The organism is Nocardiopsis baichengensis YIM 90130 (assembly GCF_000341205.1).
GTDB lineage: Bacteria > Actinomycetota > Actinomycetes > Streptosporangiales > Streptosporangiaceae > Nocardiopsis_A > Nocardiopsis_A halophila.
On the sequence record NZ_ANAS01000005.1, the window covers coordinates 211,917 to 229,739 of the forward strand.

The 17,823-nt window shown below is 75.1% G+C and carries 18 protein-coding genes; 6 read left to right on the plus strand and 12 right to left on the minus strand.

Annotation, left to right across the window (positions count from 1 at the left end; translation table 11 throughout):
• Nucleotides 1-13: 13 nt before the first annotated feature.
• The 8 genes from C892_RS0104580 to C892_RS0104615 all read right to left on the minus strand — a co-directional run bounded on the left by C892_RS0104580 (nucleotide 14) and on the right by C892_RS0104615 (nucleotide 9,346).
• Nucleotides 14-502: an NUDIX hydrolase gene (locus tag C892_RS0104580; RefSeq protein WP_017556260.1), complete on the minus strand. Its 489-nt coding sequence runs from the start codon at nucleotides 500-502 to the stop codon at nucleotides 14-16.
• A 74-nt stretch (nucleotides 503-576) separates the two neighbouring features.
• Nucleotides 577-1,206 (minus strand): class I SAM-dependent methyltransferase, encoded by a 630-nt coding sequence (locus C892_RS0104585; RefSeq protein ID WP_017541331.1) that lies wholly within the window; start codon nucleotides 1,204-1,206, stop codon nucleotides 577-579.
• A gap of 22 nt (nucleotides 1,207-1,228) precedes the next feature.
• Nucleotides 1,229-1,597 carry an STAS domain-containing protein gene (locus C892_RS0104590; RefSeq protein ID WP_017541330.1) on the minus strand — a complete coding sequence of 123 codons (369 nt, stop codon included), beginning with the start codon at nucleotides 1,595-1,597 and terminating at the stop codon, nucleotides 1,229-1,231.
• A 232-nt stretch (nucleotides 1,598-1,829) separates the two neighbouring features.
• Nucleotides 1,830-2,846 (minus strand): methylmalonyl Co-A mutase-associated GTPase MeaB, encoded by a 1,017-nt coding sequence (gene meaB, locus C892_RS0104595; RefSeq protein WP_017556261.1) that lies wholly within the window; start codon nucleotides 2,844-2,846, stop codon nucleotides 1,830-1,832.
• Entirely contained in the window at nucleotides 2,843-5,098 is a 2,256-nt protein-coding gene (scpA, locus tag C892_RS0104600) for a methylmalonyl-CoA mutase (RefSeq protein ID WP_017556262.1), read from the minus strand. The genes meaB and scpA overlap by 4 nt, the downstream gene beginning before the upstream one ends.
• Nucleotides 5,095-6,987: a methylmalonyl-CoA mutase family protein gene (locus tag C892_RS0104605; RefSeq protein ID WP_017556263.1), complete on the minus strand. Its 1,893-nt coding sequence runs from the start codon at nucleotides 6,985-6,987 to the stop codon at nucleotides 5,095-5,097. Before C892_RS0104605 ends, scpA begins: the two co-directional genes overlap by 4 nt.
• Before the next feature lie 145 nt (nucleotides 6,988-7,132).
• Nucleotides 7,133-8,632, minus strand: coding sequence for a hypothetical protein (locus C892_RS0104610; RefSeq protein WP_017556264.1), 1,500 nt, complete (start codon nucleotides 8,630-8,632; stop codon nucleotides 7,133-7,135).
• A 78-nt stretch (nucleotides 8,633-8,710) separates the two neighbouring features.
• Entirely contained in the window at nucleotides 8,711-9,346 is a 636-nt protein-coding gene (locus C892_RS0104615; protein ID WP_017541325.1) for a YigZ family protein, read from the minus strand.
• A 235-nt stretch (nucleotides 9,347-9,581) separates the two neighbouring features.
• Here C892_RS0104615 and C892_RS0104620 point away from each other — a divergent pair, with 235 nt between their 5' ends.
• The 4 genes from C892_RS0104620 to C892_RS0104635 all read left to right on the plus strand — a co-directional run bounded on the left by C892_RS0104620 (nucleotide 9,582) and on the right by C892_RS0104635 (nucleotide 13,146).
• Complete coding sequence (locus C892_RS0104620) at nucleotides 9,582-11,156, plus strand: cation:proton antiporter family protein (RefSeq protein ID WP_017541324.1); 1,575 nt, start codon at nucleotides 9,582-9,584, stop codon at nucleotides 11,154-11,156.
• Nucleotides 11,153-11,872: a helix-turn-helix transcriptional regulator gene (locus C892_RS0104625; protein ID WP_017556265.1), complete on the plus strand. Its 720-nt coding sequence runs from the start codon at nucleotides 11,153-11,155 to the stop codon at nucleotides 11,870-11,872. The genes C892_RS0104620 and C892_RS0104625 overlap by 4 nt, the downstream gene beginning before the upstream one ends.
• Before the next feature lie 32 nt (nucleotides 11,873-11,904).
• Nucleotides 11,905-12,381, plus strand: a complete 477-nt coding sequence (locus tag C892_RS0104630) for a DUF3291 domain-containing protein (RefSeq protein WP_017556266.1) — start codon at nucleotides 11,905-11,907, stop codon at nucleotides 12,379-12,381.
• 102 nt (nucleotides 12,382-12,483) lie between these two features.
• Nucleotides 12,484-13,146, plus strand: coding sequence for a superoxide dismutase family protein (locus C892_RS0104635; RefSeq protein ID WP_017556267.1), 663 nt, complete (start codon nucleotides 12,484-12,486; stop codon nucleotides 13,144-13,146).
• 34 nt (nucleotides 13,147-13,180) lie between these two features.
• On the opposite strand, the gene C892_RS0104640 is transcribed toward C892_RS0104635, so the two are convergent.
• Entirely contained in the window at nucleotides 13,181-13,954 is a 774-nt protein-coding gene (locus C892_RS0104640) for a YidC/Oxa1 family membrane protein insertase (RefSeq protein WP_017556268.1), read from the minus strand.
• 72 nt (nucleotides 13,955-14,026) lie between these two features.
• Nucleotides 14,027-14,344 (minus strand): DUF6412 domain-containing protein, encoded by a 318-nt coding sequence (locus tag C892_RS0104645; RefSeq protein ID WP_017556269.1) that lies wholly within the window; start codon nucleotides 14,342-14,344, stop codon nucleotides 14,027-14,029.
• 219 nt (nucleotides 14,345-14,563) lie between these two features.
• Between C892_RS0104645 and C892_RS0104650 the strand changes: the two genes are divergently transcribed.
• Both C892_RS0104650 and C892_RS0104655 read left to right on the plus strand, forming a co-directional pair.
• A complete protein-coding gene (locus C892_RS0104650; protein ID WP_017541318.1) occupies nucleotides 14,564-14,872 on the plus strand; it encodes a hypothetical protein in 309 nt (102 codons plus the stop codon).
• 123 nt (nucleotides 14,873-14,995) lie between these two features.
• The gene (locus C892_RS0104655) at nucleotides 14,996-15,427 is read left to right on the plus strand and encodes a VOC family protein (RefSeq protein WP_017556270.1); all 432 of its coding nucleotides are present in this window, start codon (nucleotides 14,996-14,998) and stop codon (nucleotides 15,425-15,427) included.
• Nucleotides 15,428-15,485: 58 nt separating this feature from the next.
• Here C892_RS0104655 and C892_RS0104660 read toward each other — a convergent pair whose 3' ends face one another.
• On the minus strand, nucleotides 15,486-16,901 hold the full coding sequence (locus C892_RS0104660; protein WP_017556271.1) for a HAMP domain-containing sensor histidine kinase: 1,416 nt from the start codon (nucleotides 16,899-16,901) through the stop codon (nucleotides 15,486-15,488).
• Nucleotides 16,894-17,631 carry a response regulator transcription factor gene (locus C892_RS0104665; RefSeq protein WP_051060470.1) on the minus strand — a complete coding sequence of 246 codons (738 nt, stop codon included), beginning with the start codon at nucleotides 17,629-17,631 and terminating at the stop codon, nucleotides 16,894-16,896. Before C892_RS0104665 ends, C892_RS0104660 begins: the two co-directional genes overlap by 8 nt.
• Between the last annotated feature and the right edge of the window lie 192 nt (nucleotides 17,632-17,823).

Sequence of the window (17,823 nt, forward strand, 5' to 3'; positions counted from 1 at the left end):
GCCCCGTCGCCGCCTACCCGGCCGACACGAACCAGGCCTCGCCGTCCTCATGGGCGCGGTGGATGCGGTCCAGGACGCGGTCGGGCATGGGCGGCAGGGCGTCGACCGGGAACCAGTCCACGGCCAGGGACTCGTCGCCGTCGACCCGGGCCGCGCCGCCGACCGGGCGGCACCGGAAGGAGATGTCGATGAACTGCACCACGTCCCCGTTGGCGTAGGTGAACGGCTCACCGGTGACCACGCCGGCCACGCGTTCGGGGACCACCCGCACGCCGGTCTCCTCCTCGACCTCGCGGACCAGCGCGGCCGCCGGCTGCTCGCCCGGCTCCAGGATGCCGCCCGGCGGCGACCACCCCCCGTCGTCGGCCCGGCGGTGCAGCAGCACCCGGTCCCGCGGCCCGGTGGCGCCGTCGCCGATGACGACCCCCGTCACGCCGGTGAGGAACAGCTTCTCGTGGCCGACGTGCTTGCGCAGCGCCAGGATGAAGTCGGGTGTGGGCATGCGGCGACACTACCTCGCGGCACGGGTGGGACGGCCGAGGCGCGGCGGGGGCACGGCCGGGCGCCGGCGGCGGGTCAGGGCCGCGTGTAGAAGAGCGAGTACCGCCAGAACAGCAGCCGCCGCACCCGGACCCCGGGCAGCACGCGGCCGGCCTCGGCGGCGATGCGGCGCAATCCCATCTCCGGTTCGGCCACCGGCATCCCCGGCTCGGCCGGGTCCGGCACCCCGGTCAGCGCGCGGCCGGCGGCCAGCGACGCGCCCATCGTCCATTGCGGCAGCAGGGCGGCGGCCGAGGCGGCCCGGTCGTCCGCGGTCTCCTCGCGGTACAGCCCCAGCACGGCGAGCACCCCGCCGGGCGCCAGCGCCGCCTCCAGACGGCGCAGCGCGTCGCCGAACTCGGCGGCGGGCAGGTGGTGCAGGCTGGCGATGGCGGACACGAAGCCGTAGGCGCCGGGCTCCAGGTCGATCTCGCCCAGCGCCGCCTTGGTGAAGCGCACGTCCATCCGCTCGGGGGTGCGGGCGCGGGCCGCGTCGACCATGCGGGGGTCGGGGTCGATCGCGTCCACCTGTGCGGCCACCGCCGCCAGCCGCCGCGCGAACCGGCCGTCGCCGCAGCCCACGTCCAGGGCGCGGGTGCACGGCCGCGGCACACGGCTCAGCAGCAGGCCGTGGTAGTGCGCGTTGTGGTTCCAGGAGAGGTCCACGGGGAGAGCCTCGTTCGGGGGGTCAGCCGGCCTGCTTGGCCTCCAGCGCCTTCATGGCGCTGACCGCCACCGGCACGGTGCGGTGCACCGGGACCTGCCGGTGCAGTCCGACCAGCCGGACCACCTTGGTGACGCGGTCGTTGGGCGCGGCGAGCGCGAGGCTGCCGCCCCGCTCCTTGACCGCGCGGTAGATGTGGATGACGGCGTTGAGCCCGCTGGAGTCCATGAACTCCAACGCGCTCAGGTCCAGGATCAGCCACGGACCGTGCTCGCCCACGGCCTCCATGACATGCCCCTGGAGATCCCCGGCCGTCGCGATGTCGAGGTCGCCCTCCACCGTGACGATCACGGTGTGGTTCTCGACCCGGGTGCCGAGCCCAAGCCTGTGCACGTTCACTCCTCCCAGCCCCACTGATGGTGAGGGGTCCCCATGCCGCCCGACCGCGGCTCGGCCGCGGCCGCCCGCCCCGGCGCACCGGCCGGGCGCCCGGCTCCCCTCGCCGGTCGCGCGCGCATCCCTGACCACCCACGGTATTAGCCGATCGGCGTGACGGGAATGCCGATTCGGAAGATATTTTCGTCCGCACACGGCGCGGTGAACCCCGTGTGCGCTGTGGCCTGCGTCATCCTCCGGCGTCCGGGGCGCCCCCGACGCCGCGCAGGAACCCCTCCAGGATGCGGTCGGCGGCCTGCGTCGCGGTCCGCTCCCCGGTGCGCACCGCCTCCTCCAGGCCGGGCACCTCGGAGGCGACCCGCGGATCGCGCTCCAGGCGGTCCATCAGCCGCTCGCGCACCTGCGCCCACATCCACGCCACCTGCTGGCGGCTGCGCTGCTCGGCGAACTCCCCCGACTCCTCCAGGGCGCGGCGCTGGTCCTGCACCGCCCCCCACACCTCGTCCAGGCCCTCCCCGGTCAGGCCGCTGCAGGTGAGCACCCGGGGGCGCCACACCTCGTGCACCGGGCGCAGCATCCGCAGCGCCCGCCCCAGCTCGCGGGCGGCCGTGCGGGCGTCGTCGGCGTGCGGGCCGTCGGCCTTGTTCACCGCGACCACGTCGACCAGCTCCAGCACGCCCTTCTTGATGCCCTGCAGCTGGTCGCCGGTGCGGGCCAGGGTCAAGAAGCAGAAGCAGTCGACCATCCCGGCCACCGCCACCTCCGACTGGCCCACGCCCACGGTCTCCACCAGCACCACGTCGAACCCGGCGGCCTCCATGAGCACCATGGTCTCCCGGGTGGCGCGGGCCACCCCGCCCAGCGTGCCGGCGGTGGGCGAGGGGCGGACGAAGGCGTCGGGGTCCACCGCCAGCCGCGCCATGCGGGTCTTGTCACCGAGGATGCTGCCGCCGCTGCGGGTGGAGGAGGGGTCCACCGCCAGCACGGCCACCCGGTGGCCGCGGCCGGTCAGCGCGGTGCCGAGCGCGTCGATGAAGGTCGACTTGCCCACCCCGGGCACCCCGGTGATGCCCACCCGGTGCGCCTTGCCGCTGTGCGGGAGCAGCCGCACCAGCAGCTCCTGGGCGCGCTCGGCGTGGTCGGGGCGGCGCGACTCGACCAGGGTGACCGCCCGGGCCAGGGTGGGGCGGTGGCCCGCCAGCACCCCTTCGGCCAGGGCGTCCACGTCGAAGCGCCGCCCGCTCACGCGTGCCCCAGCTCGGCGGAGAGCCGGTCGATCAGGCCCGCCGCCGCCTCGGCGATCACCGTTCCGGGGCCGAAGACCGCGGCGGCGCCGGCCTCGACCAGCGCGTCGTGGTCGGCCGGGGGGATCACCCCGCCGACCACGACCATGATGTCCTCGCGCCCCTGCCCGGCCAGGGCCTCGCGCAGCGCCGGGACCAGCGTCAGGTGCCCCGCCGCCAGCGACGACACCCCGATCACGTGCACGTCGGACTCGGCCGCCTGGACCGCCACCTCCCCGGGGGTCTGGAACAGCGGGCCCACGTCCACGTCGAAGCCCAGGTCGGCGAAGGCGGTGGCGATCACCTTCTGCCCGCGGTCGTGGCCGTCCTGGCCCATCTTGGCGACCAGGATGCGGGGACGGCGCCCCTCCTGCTCCTCGAACCGCTCCACCTTGTCCGCGACGGAATCCATCGCCTCAGCGGCCCCCTTCGCCGACGACGCCTCCTGTCGGTACACGCCCTGGATGGTGCGGATCTGCCCGGAGTGCCGCCCGAACACCCGTTCCATGGCGTCGGAGATCTCCCCCACGGTCGCCTTGGCCCGCGCCGCGTCCACCGCCGCCGCCAGCAGGTTGTTCTCCAGGGTCCCGGCGCCGGGCTCCTTCGCGGCGGCGTCGGTCAGCCGCTCCAGGGCGGCCCGGGTCGCCTCCTCGTCCCGCTCCTCGCGCAGCCGCCGCAGCTTCTCCAGCTGCTCGGCCCGCACCCGGCTGTTGTCGACCCTGAGCACTTCGATCTCGTCGGGGGTGTCCGGCCGGTACTTGTTCACCCCGATGACGGGCTGGCGGCCCGAGTCGATGCGCGCCTGGGTGCGGGCGGCCGCCTCCTCGATGCGCATCTTGGGGATCCCCGCGTCGATGGCGGCGGCCATGCCCCCGGCCTCCTCCACCTCCCGGAGGTGCGCGCGGGCGCGCTGGGCCAGCTCGGCGGTGAGGCGCTCGACGTAGTGGCTGCCGCCCCAGGGGTCGATGCTGCGGGTGGTGCCCGACTCCTGCTGCAGCACCAGCTGAGTGTTGCGGGCGATGCGCGCCGAGAAGTCGGTGGGCAGCGCCAGCGCCTCGTCCAGGGCGTTGGTGTGCAGCGACTGGGTGTGCCCCTGGGTGGCGGCCATCGCCTCCACGCAGGTGCGCACCACGTTGTTGAACACGTCCTGGGCCGTCAGCGACCAGCCCGAGGTCTGGGAGTGGGTGCGCAGCGACAGCGACTTGGGGTTCTGCGCGCCGAAGCCGTGCACCAGGTCGGCCCAGAGCAGCCGCGCGGCGCGCAGCTTGGCCACCTCCATGAAGAAGTTCATGCCGATGGCCCAGAAGAAGGACAGCCGGGGCGCGAACGCGTCCACGTCCAGCCCGGCGCCCTGCCCGGCGCGGATGTACTCCACGCCGTCGGCCAGGGTGTAGGCCAGCTCCAGGTCGGCGGTGGCCCCCGCCTCCTGCATGTGGTAGCCGGAGATGGAGATGGAGTTGAACCGGGGCATCCGGTTCGAGGTGTAGGCGAAGATGTCGGAGATGATCCGCATCGACGGCGCCGGCGGGTAGATGTAGGTGTTGCGGACCATGAACTCTTTGAGGATGTCGTTCTGGATGGTCCCCGCCAGCTTCTCGGGCGCCACCCCCTGCTCCTCGGCGGCGACGATGTACAGCGCCATCACCGGCAGCACCGCGCCGTTCATGGTCATCGACACGCTCATCCGGTCCAGCGGGATGCCGTCGAAGAGCTGCCGCATGTCGTAGATGGAGTCGATCGCCACCCCGGCCATGCCCACGTCCCCGGAGACCCGCGGGTGGTCGGAGTCGTAGCCGCGGTGGGTGGCCAGGTCGAAGGCGACCGACAGGCCCTTCTGCCCCGCCGCCAGGTTGCGCCGGTAGAAGGCGTTGGACTCCTCGGCGGTGGAGAAGCCCGCGTACTGGCGCACCGTCCAGGGCTGGTTGACGTACATGGTCGGGTAGGGGCCCCGGAGGTAGGGGGCGATGCCCGGGTAGCCGGACACGAAGTCCAGCCCCTCGGTGTCGGCGGCGGTGTACAGCGGCCGCACCCCGATGCCCTCGGGGGTCTCCCACACGAACGCGTCCGGGTCCTTGCCGGTGGCCTCGGCCAGCGCCGCCCGCCAGGCCTCCGCCCCGGCGGCGCCGCCCGCCCCGGGCGGCGGCCCCACCGCGCCCGGTGGAACCGTGCTGAAGTCGGGGACCGCCTCCCGGCCCCCGCCCGCACCCGTGGTCATCGGCCCACCCCCAGCGTCTCGTGCAGTCCCTTGAGCAGGTCCAGGGCGTCGGCCCCGGTGTACAGGAAGCCGTCCGCGCCGGCCGCCCGGTACTCGTCGAGCGGCTTTCCCGCCAGCAGCACGCTGCGCGCGCCCGCGCCGCGCAGGGCGCGCACCGCCTCGGCGGCGTGCTCGTCGTAGACCGCGTCGCTGGAGCACAGGCAGGCCACCTCGGCCCCGGCGGCGGCGAACGCCTCGGCGGCCTCGGCCGGCCCGCCGGCGGTGCCGCCGCCCAGCGCCTCGATCCCCCCGGCCTGCAGCAGGTTGGCCGCGAAGGAGGCGCGCGCGGTGTGCGCGGCGACCGGTCCCAGGGTGGCCAGGAAGACGGCGGGGCGGGCGCCGGTGGCGTCGCGGTGGGCGTCCGAGCGCTCGCGCAGCTCCTCGAAGTCCTGGGCGTAGCGGCGGGCCGGCAGGAGGGAGGGGGAGTCCTGCCCGGTGTACAGGGCCGGGGCCGGCGTGCGCTCCAGCAGCTCCTCGGAGAGCAGCGGGAACTCGCTGACCCCGGTCACCGGGTCGGTGCGGTGCGCGACGGCGTCCCGGCGGCGCTCCCACACCTCGTCGACCCGGTCGCGCAGCAGGCCGGAGTCGAGCGCCCGGGGCAGGCCGCCGGCGGCCTCCAGCTCCTGGAAGAACGCCCACCCCTGGGCGTACAGGTCGGCGGTGAGCCGCTCCACGAAGAAGGCGCCCCCGGCCGGGTCGATGACCTGCGCCAGGTGCGCCTCCTCCACCAGCAGCGTCTGGGTGTTGCGGGCGATGCGCCGGGCGAAGCCGTCGGGCAGGCCCAGCGCGGAGTCGAAGGGGCGCACGGTGACCGCGTCGGCCCCGCCGACCCCGGCGCCGAAGCAGGCCAGGGTGGTGCGGAGCATGTTCACGTACGGGTCGCGGCGGGTCATCATCGCGTCCGAGGTCACCGTGTGCAGCCGCATCGACCGGTGCTCCTCGCCCAGCCCGCACGCCTCGCAGACCCGCGCCCACATGGCGCGGGCGGCGCGCAGCTTGGCGATGGTCAGGAACTGGTCGGCCGAGGCCGCCAGGCGGAACTCGATGCGGGCGGCCGCCTCGGCCAGGCCGAGGCCGGCCTCGGTGAGCAGGCGCAGGTAGGTGGCGCCGACCGCCATGGCGGTGCCCAGCTCCTGGGCCTCCGAGCCGCCCGCGTCGTGGACGGGGGTGGCGTCGGCGGCCATCAGCAGCAGGCGGGGGTGGCGGGCGGCGAGGTCCCGGGCGGTTGCGGCCGCGTCGGCCGGGTCGGCGTCCTGCCCGCGCATCCGGGCGGCGAGCGGGTCGATGCCCAGGCCGCCGACGGCCGAGCCGCCGGGGGCGCCGGAGTCGGCCCAGACCTGGAGCAGCGCGTCGGCGGCGGCGCGGTGGTCGGCGCCGGGCTCCAGGTGGACCGGGGCCATGTCCAGGTACACGTCGGTCAGCGCCTCGCGCAGGCCGGAGGGGGGCAGCCCGCCCTCGCCGACCCGCAGCCACAGTGCGCCGACCCCGTTCTCCAGGTCGGCCAGCACGGCGCGGCGGGTGCGCGCGGGGTCGGGGTCGGCGTGCAGCTGGCGGACCTGCCACCCGGAGGCGGCCGCCGCGCCGTCGGGGCGCCCGCCGCGGGTGAAGGGGGAGAGGCCGGGGAAGCCGGAGTCGAGGCCGTCCTCGGGGGTGTAGAGCGGGCTGAGGGTGATGCCGTCATAGGTCGCCGAAGCCAGCAGGGCCTCGGGCTCCGAGGCGTCGGGGCCCACCTCGACACCGCTCTTCTTCAGCACCCCGGCCACGAGCGACCGCCACTGCTCGCGGGAAGCGCGGGGGAACGCGGAGCCCGGGACCGGGTCGCCGCCCGTCTGACTGTCCGGCATGTCCATACTCCGAGATGCTATAGAACGGGGTTCTGCGAGGAACCGAGCGGGGTGCGCAGAAAGTGTCGGAGACCACGTGCCCGATGGCGGCACGTTCAGTCTTCGCCCCCGGTATCCGGGGGCCGGGCGGGGCGCGCTCCGGCCCAGGCGGTCAGCCCCCGCCGGAGGGTGGGAAGACGAAGCGCTGGCGGTCGTACACGACCACCGCGTACCCGTCTGCGCTGACGGCCTCGACATAGGCGTCCATGCCCTCGGCGACGGCGTCCTTGGTGCGCGCCTCCAGGACGACCTGCGCGCTGTCGGTGTCGTCGGCGCCGCGCGCGTCACCGTAGACGAACCCCTGCGCGGCGAACGCCGGGGCGAGCGCCCGCTCCTCCTCGCCCTCGAACTCCCAGAGCCGCTCCCCCGTGGCGGTGTCCACGGCCATCACCGGCGTCGCACCTCCGGCCTGGGGAAGCAGGAGGGTTCCGGTCTCGGAGTCGTGGACGGTCCCGGCGACCGGGTCCGGGGAGAAGCCGGGATCGGCGGGGTTGGTGCCGGGCTCGGAGAGGGTCCAGGCGACCTCGCCCGTGTGCAGGTCGTGCATGGACAGCAGGGAGGGCTCCTCAGGGCGCATCCAGCGCACGAGCACGGCGGGGACGGTGTCCTCCTCGGCGCCCTCCTCAGCGTCCGCGCCCTCCGTGTCCTCAGGGGCCGAAGGGGCGGCCCCGTCTCCGTCGCCGTCCTCGGTTCCGCCCTCGGTGCCCTCGGTGTCCTCGGTGTCCTCGGTGTCCTCGGTGCCCTCAGCGTCTTCAGAGGCGTCCGGGTCGTCCAGGCCGTCCGGCTCGGGGAGGCGGTAGTGGCCGATGATCTGCGGGACCGGGCGCGGGACGGCACCGTCGCCGAGGAGTCCGGAGGCGTCCCCGGCGGTGCTCCACAGCGGCTCGTCGGGGTCGCCGGGGTCGCGGGCCTGGAGCAGCCCCGCGCCGTCGTCGAGGAGCAGGACCCCGTCGTCGGCACCGACGGGCACACCGAGCCGTCCGACGTCGGAGTCCGGCGGACCGGCGCCCTCCTCCTGCTCCCCCGGGGGCGCCTCGAACGCGTACTCCCATCGGGGGCCGTCCCCCTCGGGGCCGGTCACCGTGAACTCCCCGTACGGCTCCTCGGGCGTCCACCCCTCAGGGCGGCGCACCGAGAAGCCGGGCACGTAGACGTCGCGGCCACCGCCCTCCCAGACGGTCGCGCCCTCGTCGTCGATCACGCTCGCGCCGTCGCCCTCGGCGCCGGCGAGGCGCAGCGCGGGTCCGCCGTCGGGCGCGCGGGTGAAGCCGGCCACCCGTTCTCCGCCCCGCCAGAGGGTCTCGCCGTCCGAAGCGCGCTGGAGCAGGTGGCGCTCCTCGCTGTTGGAGCTGATGAGGAAGGAGCCGCCGACGCCCTGGATGCGCACGCCCATGTCGTCGTCGAGGATGTCGGGACCGTCGGAACCGGACCCGTGCAGGTGGCGCACCGGATCCCCCTCGACCCCGGGCGGCCGTTCACCGCCGAAGGCGGTGGGCAGCGGGCTGGGCGAGGGGTCGGGCGGCTCCGGCCCCTCAGGCGTGCACGCGGCACTCGCGAGGGCCACGACTCCCGCGAGGAGCACGGCGCCCTGGGCCCGCCGCGTGGTGCACATTGCCCACTCCCTTGGACGACGTTCCGTAGGCGCATCCTAGAACGCCGGGCGCCGGCCGGATACGCCCCTTTGCCGGGCTCACCCTTCGCCGGGCTCCGGGGGCACCTCGACCACGGTGCTGCCCTGCACCTCACAGACGGCCTGGCCCGCCGTGGCCTCGGCCAGCCAGGCGCGGAAGCCCTCCAGTTCGTCCTCGCTCAGGGCGACGTCGATGCGCACGTCGGCCCCGTACTCCACCTCCCGAACGGTGTAGGCGGAGGAGCGCAGCTCGCTCTCCAGCCGCCCGGCCTGCAGGTAGTCGGCCACCACCGCGACGACGAGCAGGGTGCGGCGCTCCAGCAGCCCGAACGCGTCGAGCGCGGCGGAGACGGCGCCGCCGTAGGCGCGGATCAGCCCGCCCGCCCCGAGCTTGACGCCGCCGAAGTAGCGGGTGACCACGGCGACCGTGTCGGTCACGCCGCGGTGGCGCAGCACCTCCAGCATGGGCACCCCGGCGGTGCCGGAGGGCTCGCCGTCGTCGCTGGAGCGCTGCACTCCGCCGTCGTCGCCGAGGACGTAGGCGCTGCAGTTGTGGTTGGCGCTCCAGTGGGCCTTGCGCCGCTCGGCGATGAAGGCGCGCGCCTCGTCCTCCGAGCCGACGCGCGCCATCGCGCAGATGAACCGGGACTTCTTGATGTCGAGTTCGTGCTCGCCACCGCGGCTGATCGTTCTCATAGGCGGCACCGATCGTACGCGTCCGCGGAGGGGACACCGGGCGCCGGCGGCCGCGCTTTTCGGTCGGCGGATGGTACACGGGGGACCCGCCTGTGTACGCGGCGGATGCGACTCCATACGATTTCTTAACACTCGTGACGCCCGTCCGCAGACCGCGCGGCATCGGCCGGACCGCCGGACCGCAGGCCCCCGGCGCGCCGACCGGGACGCGCAACGCCCGGAAGCGAGGGGGACCATGGAACCCGCATTCATCGCCGCCGCATTCGCCGGCGGGCTCGCCGCCACGGCGGTGCGGCTGCCTCCGCTCGCGGGGTTCCTCATCGCCGGGTTCGTGCTCAACGGGATGGGCTACACGCTCACCCCGGAGCTGGACGCCGTCGCCGACCTGGGCGTGACGCTGCTGCTGTTCACCATCGGCCTCAAGCTCGACGTGCGCAGCCTGCTCAGGGCCGAGGTGTGGGGCTCGGCGACCGCCCACATGGCGCTCTCGGCGCCGCTGGGCGCGCTCGCCCTCGGAGCGATCAAGCTGACCGGCCTGTCCCTGCTCCAGGGCACGGACTGGACCGGGCTGCTGGTGCTCGGGTTCGCCCTGTCCTTCTCCAGCACCGTGTTCGCGGTCAAGGTACTGGAGGGGCGCAGCGAGATGGGGTCGCTGTACGGTCGCCTGGCCATCAGCGTGCTGGTCATGCAGGACGTCTTCGCGGTCGTCTTCCTCACCGCCTCCGGCGGCGGCCTGCCCTCCCCGTGGGCGCTGCTGCTGCCGCTGCTGGTGCCCGCGGCCCCGCTGCTGCGGCGGCTGCTGGACCGGATCGGCCACGGCGAGATGCAGGTGCTGTTCGGGGTGGCGGCCGCGCTCGTGCTCGGCTACGCCCTGTTCGACCTGGTGGGCGTCAAGGGCGACCTCGGCGCGCTGGCCCTCGGCGTCCTGCTGGCCCCCGCCGCCAACGCCCCGCCGCTGGCCAAGACGCTGTTCTCGCTGAAGGAGCTGTTCCTGGTCGGGTTCTTCCTGAGCATCGGCCTGACCGGGATGCCGACCTGGGAGACGGTGCTCCTGGCGATCGCCCTGCTGCTCCTGGTACCGGTCAAGGGGGCGCTGTTCGCCGCGCTGTTCCTGCGCTTCCGGCTGCGCGGGCGCACCGCCCTGCTGACGGGGATCGCGCTGGCCACCTACTCGGAGTTCGGGCTGATCGTGGGCGCGCTGGCGGGGGAGCAGGGGTGGCTGAGCGACGACTGGCTGGTGGCGCTGGCGCTGGCCGTGGCGCTGAGCTTCCTGGCCTCGGCCCCGCTGAACACGCGCGGGGAGGAGGTCTACCGCGCCGTCGCGCCGTGGCTGCGCCGGCGGGAGCGCGCGGACCTGCTGCCGAGCGACCGGCCCATCGACCTGGACGGGGCGCGGGCCGTCGTGCTGGGAATGGGCCGGGTCGGGCGGGGCGCCTACGACCGGCTGCACGAGGCGTACGGGATCGCCGCGGTCGGTATCGAGCACGACCCGGCCACCGTGGAGCGGCTGCGCGCGGCGGGCTACCGGGTCGTGGAGGGCGACGCCACCGACTCCGACTTCTGGGACCGGCTCACCCTGTCCGACGAGGTCGACCTCGTCGTGCTGGCCATGCCCCACCAGCGGGGCAACCTCGCCGCGCTGGAGAGCCTGGGCGCCGACGGCCACCGTCCGGTGGTGGCGGGGGTGGTCACCCACGCCGAGGAGATCGACGAGCTCTACGCGCGCGGCGCCGACGAGGTGCACCACCTCTACGGGGAGGCGGGCCGCGCCCTGGCCGACGACGCGGTGCGCCGCACAATGGAGGGGTGACCGAGGACTCCGCGGACGGCCGCGCGCGACAGACGGCCGATGATGCATCCGGCGACCAGGCGATCGGCGCGGCGGGGGCGCTGGCCGACCCGGTGCGCCGCCGCCTGTACCGGTTCGTGTGCGAGCGGGGCGAGGCCGGCCGGGCCGAGGCCGCCGAGGCCCTGGACCTGACCCGCACCCTGGCCGCCTTCCACCTGGACCGGCTGGCCGGCGCCGGCCTGCTGGAGGTGGAGCGGCGGCGGCTCTCCGGGCGTCAGGGGCCGGGGGCGGGGCGCCCGGCGAAGGTGTACCGCCGCGCCGACCGGGAGGTCAGCCTGCACCTCCCGCCGCGCGAGTACGAGGCGGCGGCGCGGCTGCTGGCCGAAGCGGTCGAGCGCGCGGGGGCCGAGGAGGCGCTGTACGCGGCCGCACGAGGGGAGGGCCGCCGGCGCGCGGCGGCGGGCGGGAACGGCGGCGGGGCTCCCCGGACGCTCGACGAGCTGGCCGGGGCGATCGCGGCCTGCGGGTACGAGCCGACCACGGCGCCCGGGGACGGCCAGGTCCGGTTCCGCAACTGCCCCTTCCGCTCGCTCGCCGCCGAATTTCCTCCGCTGACCTGCGGGATGAACCTGGAACTGGTGCGGGGGATGGTCGAGGAGTGGGGCGGGTTCAGCGCCCGGATGGCCCCGTCGGAGGGAGGGTGCTGCGTCGCCATCTCTAAAAACAATAATTCTTGACTTAGAAATCGGGGCGTGCTCTGCTGTCCGTCATGACCTCCCACCACCTCGCCCAGCTGAACATCGCCGCCCTCAAGGCCCCGATCGACTCCCCCCTGCTGGCGGACTTCGTCGCCGGCCTCGCCCCGATCAACGCCCTCGCCGACGCCTCCCCCGGCTTCGTCTGGCGCTACACCGACGAGGACACCGACGACGCCACCGCCAGCCGGCCGTTCGGCCCGGACGTGATCGTCAACCTCTCGGTATGGCAGGACCTGGAATCGCTGCGCGCCTTCACCTACCGGGACGACGGCCACCTGGACTACATGCGCCGGCGGCGCGAGTGGTTCACCCCGCTGGGGCGGCCCGGCCTCGTGCTGTGGTGGGTCCCCGCCGGCGTGCTGCCGACACTGGCCGAGGGCGGTGAGCGGCTGGCCCGGCTGACGGCGGACGGCCCCACCCCCGAGGCCTTCACCTTCCGGCACCCGTTCCCCGCCCCGTCGGCCCGCACTGCGGCGGCTTCCGGCTAGGCGGCACGTCCGCCGCCCCGCACGGGACCGCCCGCGTGTCGCTCGCCGCATCCGGGTAGCTACTTTCAGCGACAGAGCGATTCGGCTTGAACTCTCCCGGGGGTGGACGACGTGGATCTGACCCGAACGATCGCCGGACTGGCACTGGTCCCGCTGCTGGCGGCAGGGTGCGGCGGCGGTGGCGGCGACGCCGACGGAGGCGGCGGGTACGGGGGCGGAGGCGAGGGGGACACCTCCTCCCCCTCCCCCGGCGCCGAACAGAGCGGCACCGACACGACCGGAGGGCCCTCGGCCGAGGTCTCGGCCGAGTTCGAGCCCTACTCCGAGGGGGCGAGGGCCGTGACCTACGACGAGGAGGCGGTCCCGCCCGGGGCCGGCGTCGAGCTCACCGTCGCCCCGGAAGAGGACCGGGGGACCGGCTTCTCCCTCCGCCTCACCGGGCTGACCCCCGACCGCGAGTACGGCGCCCACATGCACACCGGCGCCTGCGGCGAGCAGCCCGACGACTCCGGCCCGCACTACCAGGACCAGGAGGACCCCGAGCAGCCGTCGACCGACCCGGAGTACGCCAACGACGACAACGAGGTGTGGCTCGACGTCACCACCGACTCCGACGGCAACGCCGACTCCGAGGCCGACGTGGACTGGACGCCGCGCTCCGGCGAGATGAAGTCGCTGGTCGTCCACGCCGAGCACACCAGGACCGGCCAGGGCGAAGCCGGCAAGGCCGGGGACCGGCTCGCCTGCGTGGACGTGGAGATGTAGGGCTCCTCCGGCGCCCCCGCCCACGGCACCGGGGTCAGGCGTCGACCAGGCGCCTGAGCAGGACCCTCTCGCCCACCGTCCACGCCGTGCTGGTCAGGAGGTAGAGGCCGGCGGCGAGCGGGACGAAGCCGGCCACGGCGACCGTCATGAACGGCAGGTAGGTCATCAGCCCCATGCCGGGGAGCGCCGGGGCGCCGTCCCCGCCGTGCTGGCCGTGCTGGCCGTGCTGGCCGTGCTGGCCGTGCTGGCCCTGCTGCTGGAGGGCGGGCGCGGTCAGCCAGGTGCGGGACGCCCACGCGGCCGCGGCGACCGCGGCGATCAGCACCGCGAAGACCGCGACCGAGGCGGGGCCGGCGGCGAGGGCGTCACCGAGGGTGGAGCCCAGCGGAACCGGGCCCAGCGTCCGCTCCAGCAGGTGGTTGGGCTCGCCGCTCACCTCCGGGCTGATGAAGAGGCCGTAGAGGACGAGGAAGACCGGCGTCTGGGCGAGCATGGGCAGGCAGCCGGCCAGCGGCGAGGTGCCCTCCTCGGCGTAGAGCCGCTGCTGCTCCTCGACCAGGCGCTGCGGGTTCTTGCCGTGCTTGCGCTGCAGCTCGCGGATGCGCGGGGCCAGGCGGGCCCGCTGCTTCTCGGCGCGGACCTGGGCGCGGGCGAGCGGCAGCAGCGCCAGGCGGACGAGGACGGTCAGGATGATGATCGCGGCGGCGGCCGCGGCGGCCCCGAGCAGCGGGGCGAGCAGGGCGGAGATGGCGGAGACCGCGGTGGCGGCCGCCGCGATGGCGGCGGCGATCGGTCCGAACGTGTACATGGGTAACCCCTCGGCGGCGGGTCGGCAGGTGGACGCCGGACACGGCCGCGCGGCCGCCGCACGGGGCGGCGGTCAGGCGGCCGCGGGGGCCGCGCCGGGAGCCCGCGGTCGGGGCTTGCCCGCGGCGTCGGGGTCGCGCTGCGGGGGGACGGGTGCGGCGGCCGAGCGGCGCCGCATGGAGCCGCGGTGCGCCTCGCCGCGGTCGCTCAGGGCCCAGGCGGCCGGGGCGCGCACGACGGCGCAGACCAGGGCCGTACCGACGGCGACGACGGCCAGCAGCGCGAACGCTCCGAGCTCGGGGGCCGATCCGCCCGAGAGGCCGGGGACGTCGAAGGCGGCTCCGGCGGGACCGAGGAGGAGCGCGGTGAACAGGGCGTAGATGAAGGCCATGCCCGCGCTCCCTCCTCTCAGCGCCGCCGGGGGTCACGTTTCCTTCCGACGTTACGCCCTTCCGACGCGAATCGGGCGCGCGAAGTTCCCGACGCTCCGGGGAATCGGACGACACACCAGGAACCACTACCGGCGAATCACGCACTGCGACCGATAATTACGGCAAGTGACCACCGACCCCGACCCCGATCCCGCCCTCGGACCCTCGAAGGATGCGCCGTGCCGATCCGCTCCGCGAACCTCGCCACCATGTCCGCCACCATCGCCGGCGCGAAGGCCGGAACGCGGGGCGGACCGGGCAGCGCGGTGGTGGTGTTCGAGTCCGGCCACCGCCAGCAGGTGGAGGGCGGCGGCTGCCGCCGGCTCGACGCCGAACAGGGCGGCGTGGTGTCGGTGGAGACCGAGCGGACGACGCGCTTCGCCCTCTACAAGGGGACGAGCTGCCAGGGCGGCAAGGCCGACGCGACCGGCACGGGCCCGGTCACCTTCGGAGTCCCGGTCCTGGCCGGAGCCATCGTCCTGGGCTGAGGGACCGCGTCCCACCCGGGAACGGCGACGCGCCACGGCCGCGACCGCTCCGCTCCAGCCGCCCGGAGGCCCTCGCTGACCGGCTCACCGTGGACCGTCGGCGCCCACGTCTAACGTCGCCCTATGAGCGACCAGAGCAACGTGCGTTTCGCGGGCGGGGTCAACATCGCGATGAAGATCCCCAAAGCCGACTACGAGGACACCGTGCGGTTCTACCGGGACACGCTCGGGCTTCCCGTCACCGACCACCCTGCGACAGGGGCGCCGTCCGTGGCGCGGACGTGTTCGGTGGAGTTCGGCCCGGTCACACTGTGGCTGGACCGTGTGGACGCCTACAGCCGATCGGACCTGTGGCTCGAACTGCGGACGAGCGACGTCCCCGCCGCCGCGGCCCACCTGGCCGGCGCGGGCACCCCGACCTGCGACGAGGTCGAACCTTTCGAGGACACCGATGCGCAGGCCCACTGGATCAGGAACCCGGCGGGGGTCGTCCACCTGCTCAACGGACGGCCGACGGACGCGGCGGCGGACGCGGCGGCGGACGCCGCACCTTGAGCGGCTTCCACGGCGCGACTGGTCGCTGTTCACGGCGATGACGACGGGGCCGGGCGGGTCATTCGTCGGCGGCGGGGGCGGTGTCCGGACCGGTCTCCGTCGGCGGGCCGGCCCCCTCCTCCGGCCGTGTCGCCTCCGGGAAGGTGAGGCGCATCAGGGTTCCGCCGCCCTCGGGGCGTTCGGCCGTCGCCGTCGCGCCCGAGGCCTCGGCCACCTGGGCGACGATGGCCAGGCCGAGCCCCGACCCCGGAAGGCTGCGGGCCGACGGGGCCCGGTAGAAGCGGTCGAACACGTAGGGCAGGTCCTCCTCCGGGATGCCCGGTCCGTGGTCGCGCACGGTGAGCTCCGCCCCGCCGGCGCCCCGGATGCGGACCTCCACCGGTTCCCCCTCCGGGGCGAACTTCGCCGCGTTGTCCAGCAGGTTCGCCACCGCCCGGGTGATGCGGTCGGGCACCGCCTCCACCAGGACCGGCTCCAGGTCGGTGGTGAACCGCGCCCGGGGCCGGTCCCGGCGCTGCGCGCGCACGCAGTGCAGCACCACCTCGTCCAGGCGCACCGCCTCCGGCGCGCGGTCCACCCGCTCACCGCGCGCCAGTTCGATCAGGTCGTTGACCAGTCCCGTCATCTCCGCCGCCTGCGCCCGCAGCGTTCGCACGGCCTGGTCGCGGCGGTCCGGCGGCAGGTCCCGGGCCAGCAGGTCGACGGTGGTGCGCAGCCCCGTCAGCGGGGTGCGCAGCTCGTGCGAGGCGTCGGCGACCAGGCGCCGCTGGGCCGCCGCCGAGGCCTCCAGTTCGGCGAGCATGGTGTTGAAGCTCCCCGCCAGCCGCGCCAGCTCGTCGCCACCCGCCAGGTCGATCCGGTGCCGGGGGTCGCGGGTGGCGGCGATGGTCTCCGCGGCGCGGGTCAGCCGCCCCACCGGGCGCAGCCCCGTGCGCGCCACCGCGTACCCCAGCACCGCCGCCAGCACGACCCCGGCGGCCCCGGCCGCCGCGAGCCGGACACCGGCCTCGTGCACCGAGCGCTCGACGCCGTCGGCCCGCACCGACACCTGCACGGCCCGCCCCTCGCCGAGCGGCGCCACATAGCCCCGCACCGGGATGTCGCCGATCCCCGACTCGGTGGAGAACGGCCCGGACTCCCCGCGCGCCACGTCGAAGGCGCGCCGGGGCACCCACGGGGTGTCGTCGGACTGCGGCGGCTCCACCGTGCCGTCGGCTCCGATGAGCTGCACGCAGCTGGGGGCGGTCAGGTAGACGCATTCGCCCGACCCCAGCCACTCGGCGTCGTCGACCTGCCGCTGGACCCGGACCGCCTCGCGCTTGAGGCTCAGGTCGAGCGACGCGTGGAGCTGGTGGCCGATGATCGCGTAGGCCACCGCGGTGCCGGCGACGACCGCCGCGGCCATGGCGCCCGCCGTGACGGCGGCCAGCCGCACCCGCAGCGGCCACCGGCGCCAGAACCCCCGCTCAGCCATCGGCGGGCCCGGCGCCGTCCGCGTCGCCGGCCCGGTCCTCCAGCACGTAGCCCACGCCCCGCACGGTGTGCACGAGGCGCGGCTCGCCCCCGGCCTCCAGCTTGCGCCGCAGGTAGCCGATGTAGACGTCGAGGGAGTTGGAGCCCGGCCCGAAGTCGTAGCCCCACACCCGGTCGGCGATCACCGGTCGCGGCACCACGCGGCCCGCGTTGCGCAGCAGCACCTCCAGCAGGGCGAACTCGGTGCGGGTGAGCTCGATGGACCGGTCCCCGCGCCGGGCGCGGCCCCCGCCGGGGTCGGCGGTCAGGTCGCCGTAGCCCAGGCGCTGTCCGCCCTCCGGGCGGGCGCGGCGCAGCAGCGCCCGCAGCCGGGCCAGCAGCTCGTCCAGGTCGAAGGGCTTGACCAGGTAGTCGTCGGCGCCCGCGTCCAGCCCCTCCACCCGGTCGCTGACCGCGTCGCGGGCGGTCAGCACCAGCACCGGGGTGCGGTCGCCGCGCCCGCGCAGCCGGGTGCACATGGTGATGCCGTCCATGAACGGCATGAGCACGTCCAGCACGATCGCGTCCGGGGGCCACGCGCGCACCGCCTCCAGTCCGGTGGCGCCGTCGGTGGCCCGCCGCACCCGGTAGCCCTCGATCTCCAGGGCGTCGGCGACGGCGTCCCGCACCGCGGGCTCGTCCTCGACCACCAGTACCCGCGCCCCGTCCGCGGGGCCTGCTCCTGCACTCACCCCACCGAAGCTACTCGCCCCGGACCTGCGGCGACACGCACCGCGGGGGTTCTCTCAGGGAACTCTCACCGAGGACGCCCCGAACCCGGGCGGCCCTTCCTCTCGTCCGCCGTTCTCATGCGCCTCTTAACTTCACGGGCGAGGATCACCATCGGACCGCGTTCCCGGCGCGGGGTGTCCGCGGGGGTGGCC

What these genes read in the sequence shown, in the direction of transcription:
- C892_RS0104620 (WP_017541324.1), top strand. Translation starts at nt 9,582, where the DNA reads ATGGAACCCGCATTCATCGCCGCCGCATTCGCCGGCGGGCTCGCCGCC.
- C892_RS0104645 (WP_017556269.1), bottom strand. Translation starts at nt 14,344, where the DNA reads ATGGCCTTCATCTACGCCCTGTTCACCGCGCTCCTCCTCGGTCCCGCC.
- C892_RS0104580 (WP_017556260.1), bottom strand. Translation starts at nt 502, where the DNA reads ATGCCCACACCCGACTTCATCCTGGCGCTGCGCAAGCACGTCGGCCAC.
- C892_RS0104610 (WP_017556264.1), bottom strand. Translation starts at nt 8,632, where the DNA reads ATGTGCACCACGCGGCGGGCCCAGGGCGCCGTGCTCCTCGCGGGAGTC.
- scpA (WP_017556262.1), bottom strand. Translation starts at nt 5,098, where the DNA reads ATGACCACGGGTGCGGGCGGGGGCCGGGAGGCGGTCCCCGACTTCAGC.
- C892_RS0104630 (WP_017556266.1), top strand. Translation starts at nt 11,905, where the DNA reads ATGACCTCCCACCACCTCGCCCAGCTGAACATCGCCGCCCTCAAGGCC.
- C892_RS0104605 (WP_017556263.1), bottom strand. Translation starts at nt 6,987, where the DNA reads ATGGACATGCCGGACAGTCAGACGGGCGGCGACCCGGTCCCGGGCTCC.
- C892_RS0104615 (WP_017541325.1), bottom strand. Translation starts at nt 9,346, where the DNA reads ATGAGAACGATCAGCCGCGGTGGCGAGCACGAACTCGACATCAAGAAG.
- C892_RS0104655 (WP_017556270.1), top strand. Translation starts at nt 14,996, where the DNA reads ATGAGCGACCAGAGCAACGTGCGTTTCGCGGGCGGGGTCAACATCGCG.
- C892_RS0104640 (WP_017556268.1), bottom strand. Translation starts at nt 13,954, where the DNA reads ATGTACACGTTCGGACCGATCGCCGCCGCCATCGCGGCGGCCGCCACC.
- C892_RS0104660 (WP_017556271.1), bottom strand. Translation starts at nt 16,901, where the DNA reads ATGGCTGAGCGGGGGTTCTGGCGCCGGTGGCCGCTGCGGGTGCGGCTG.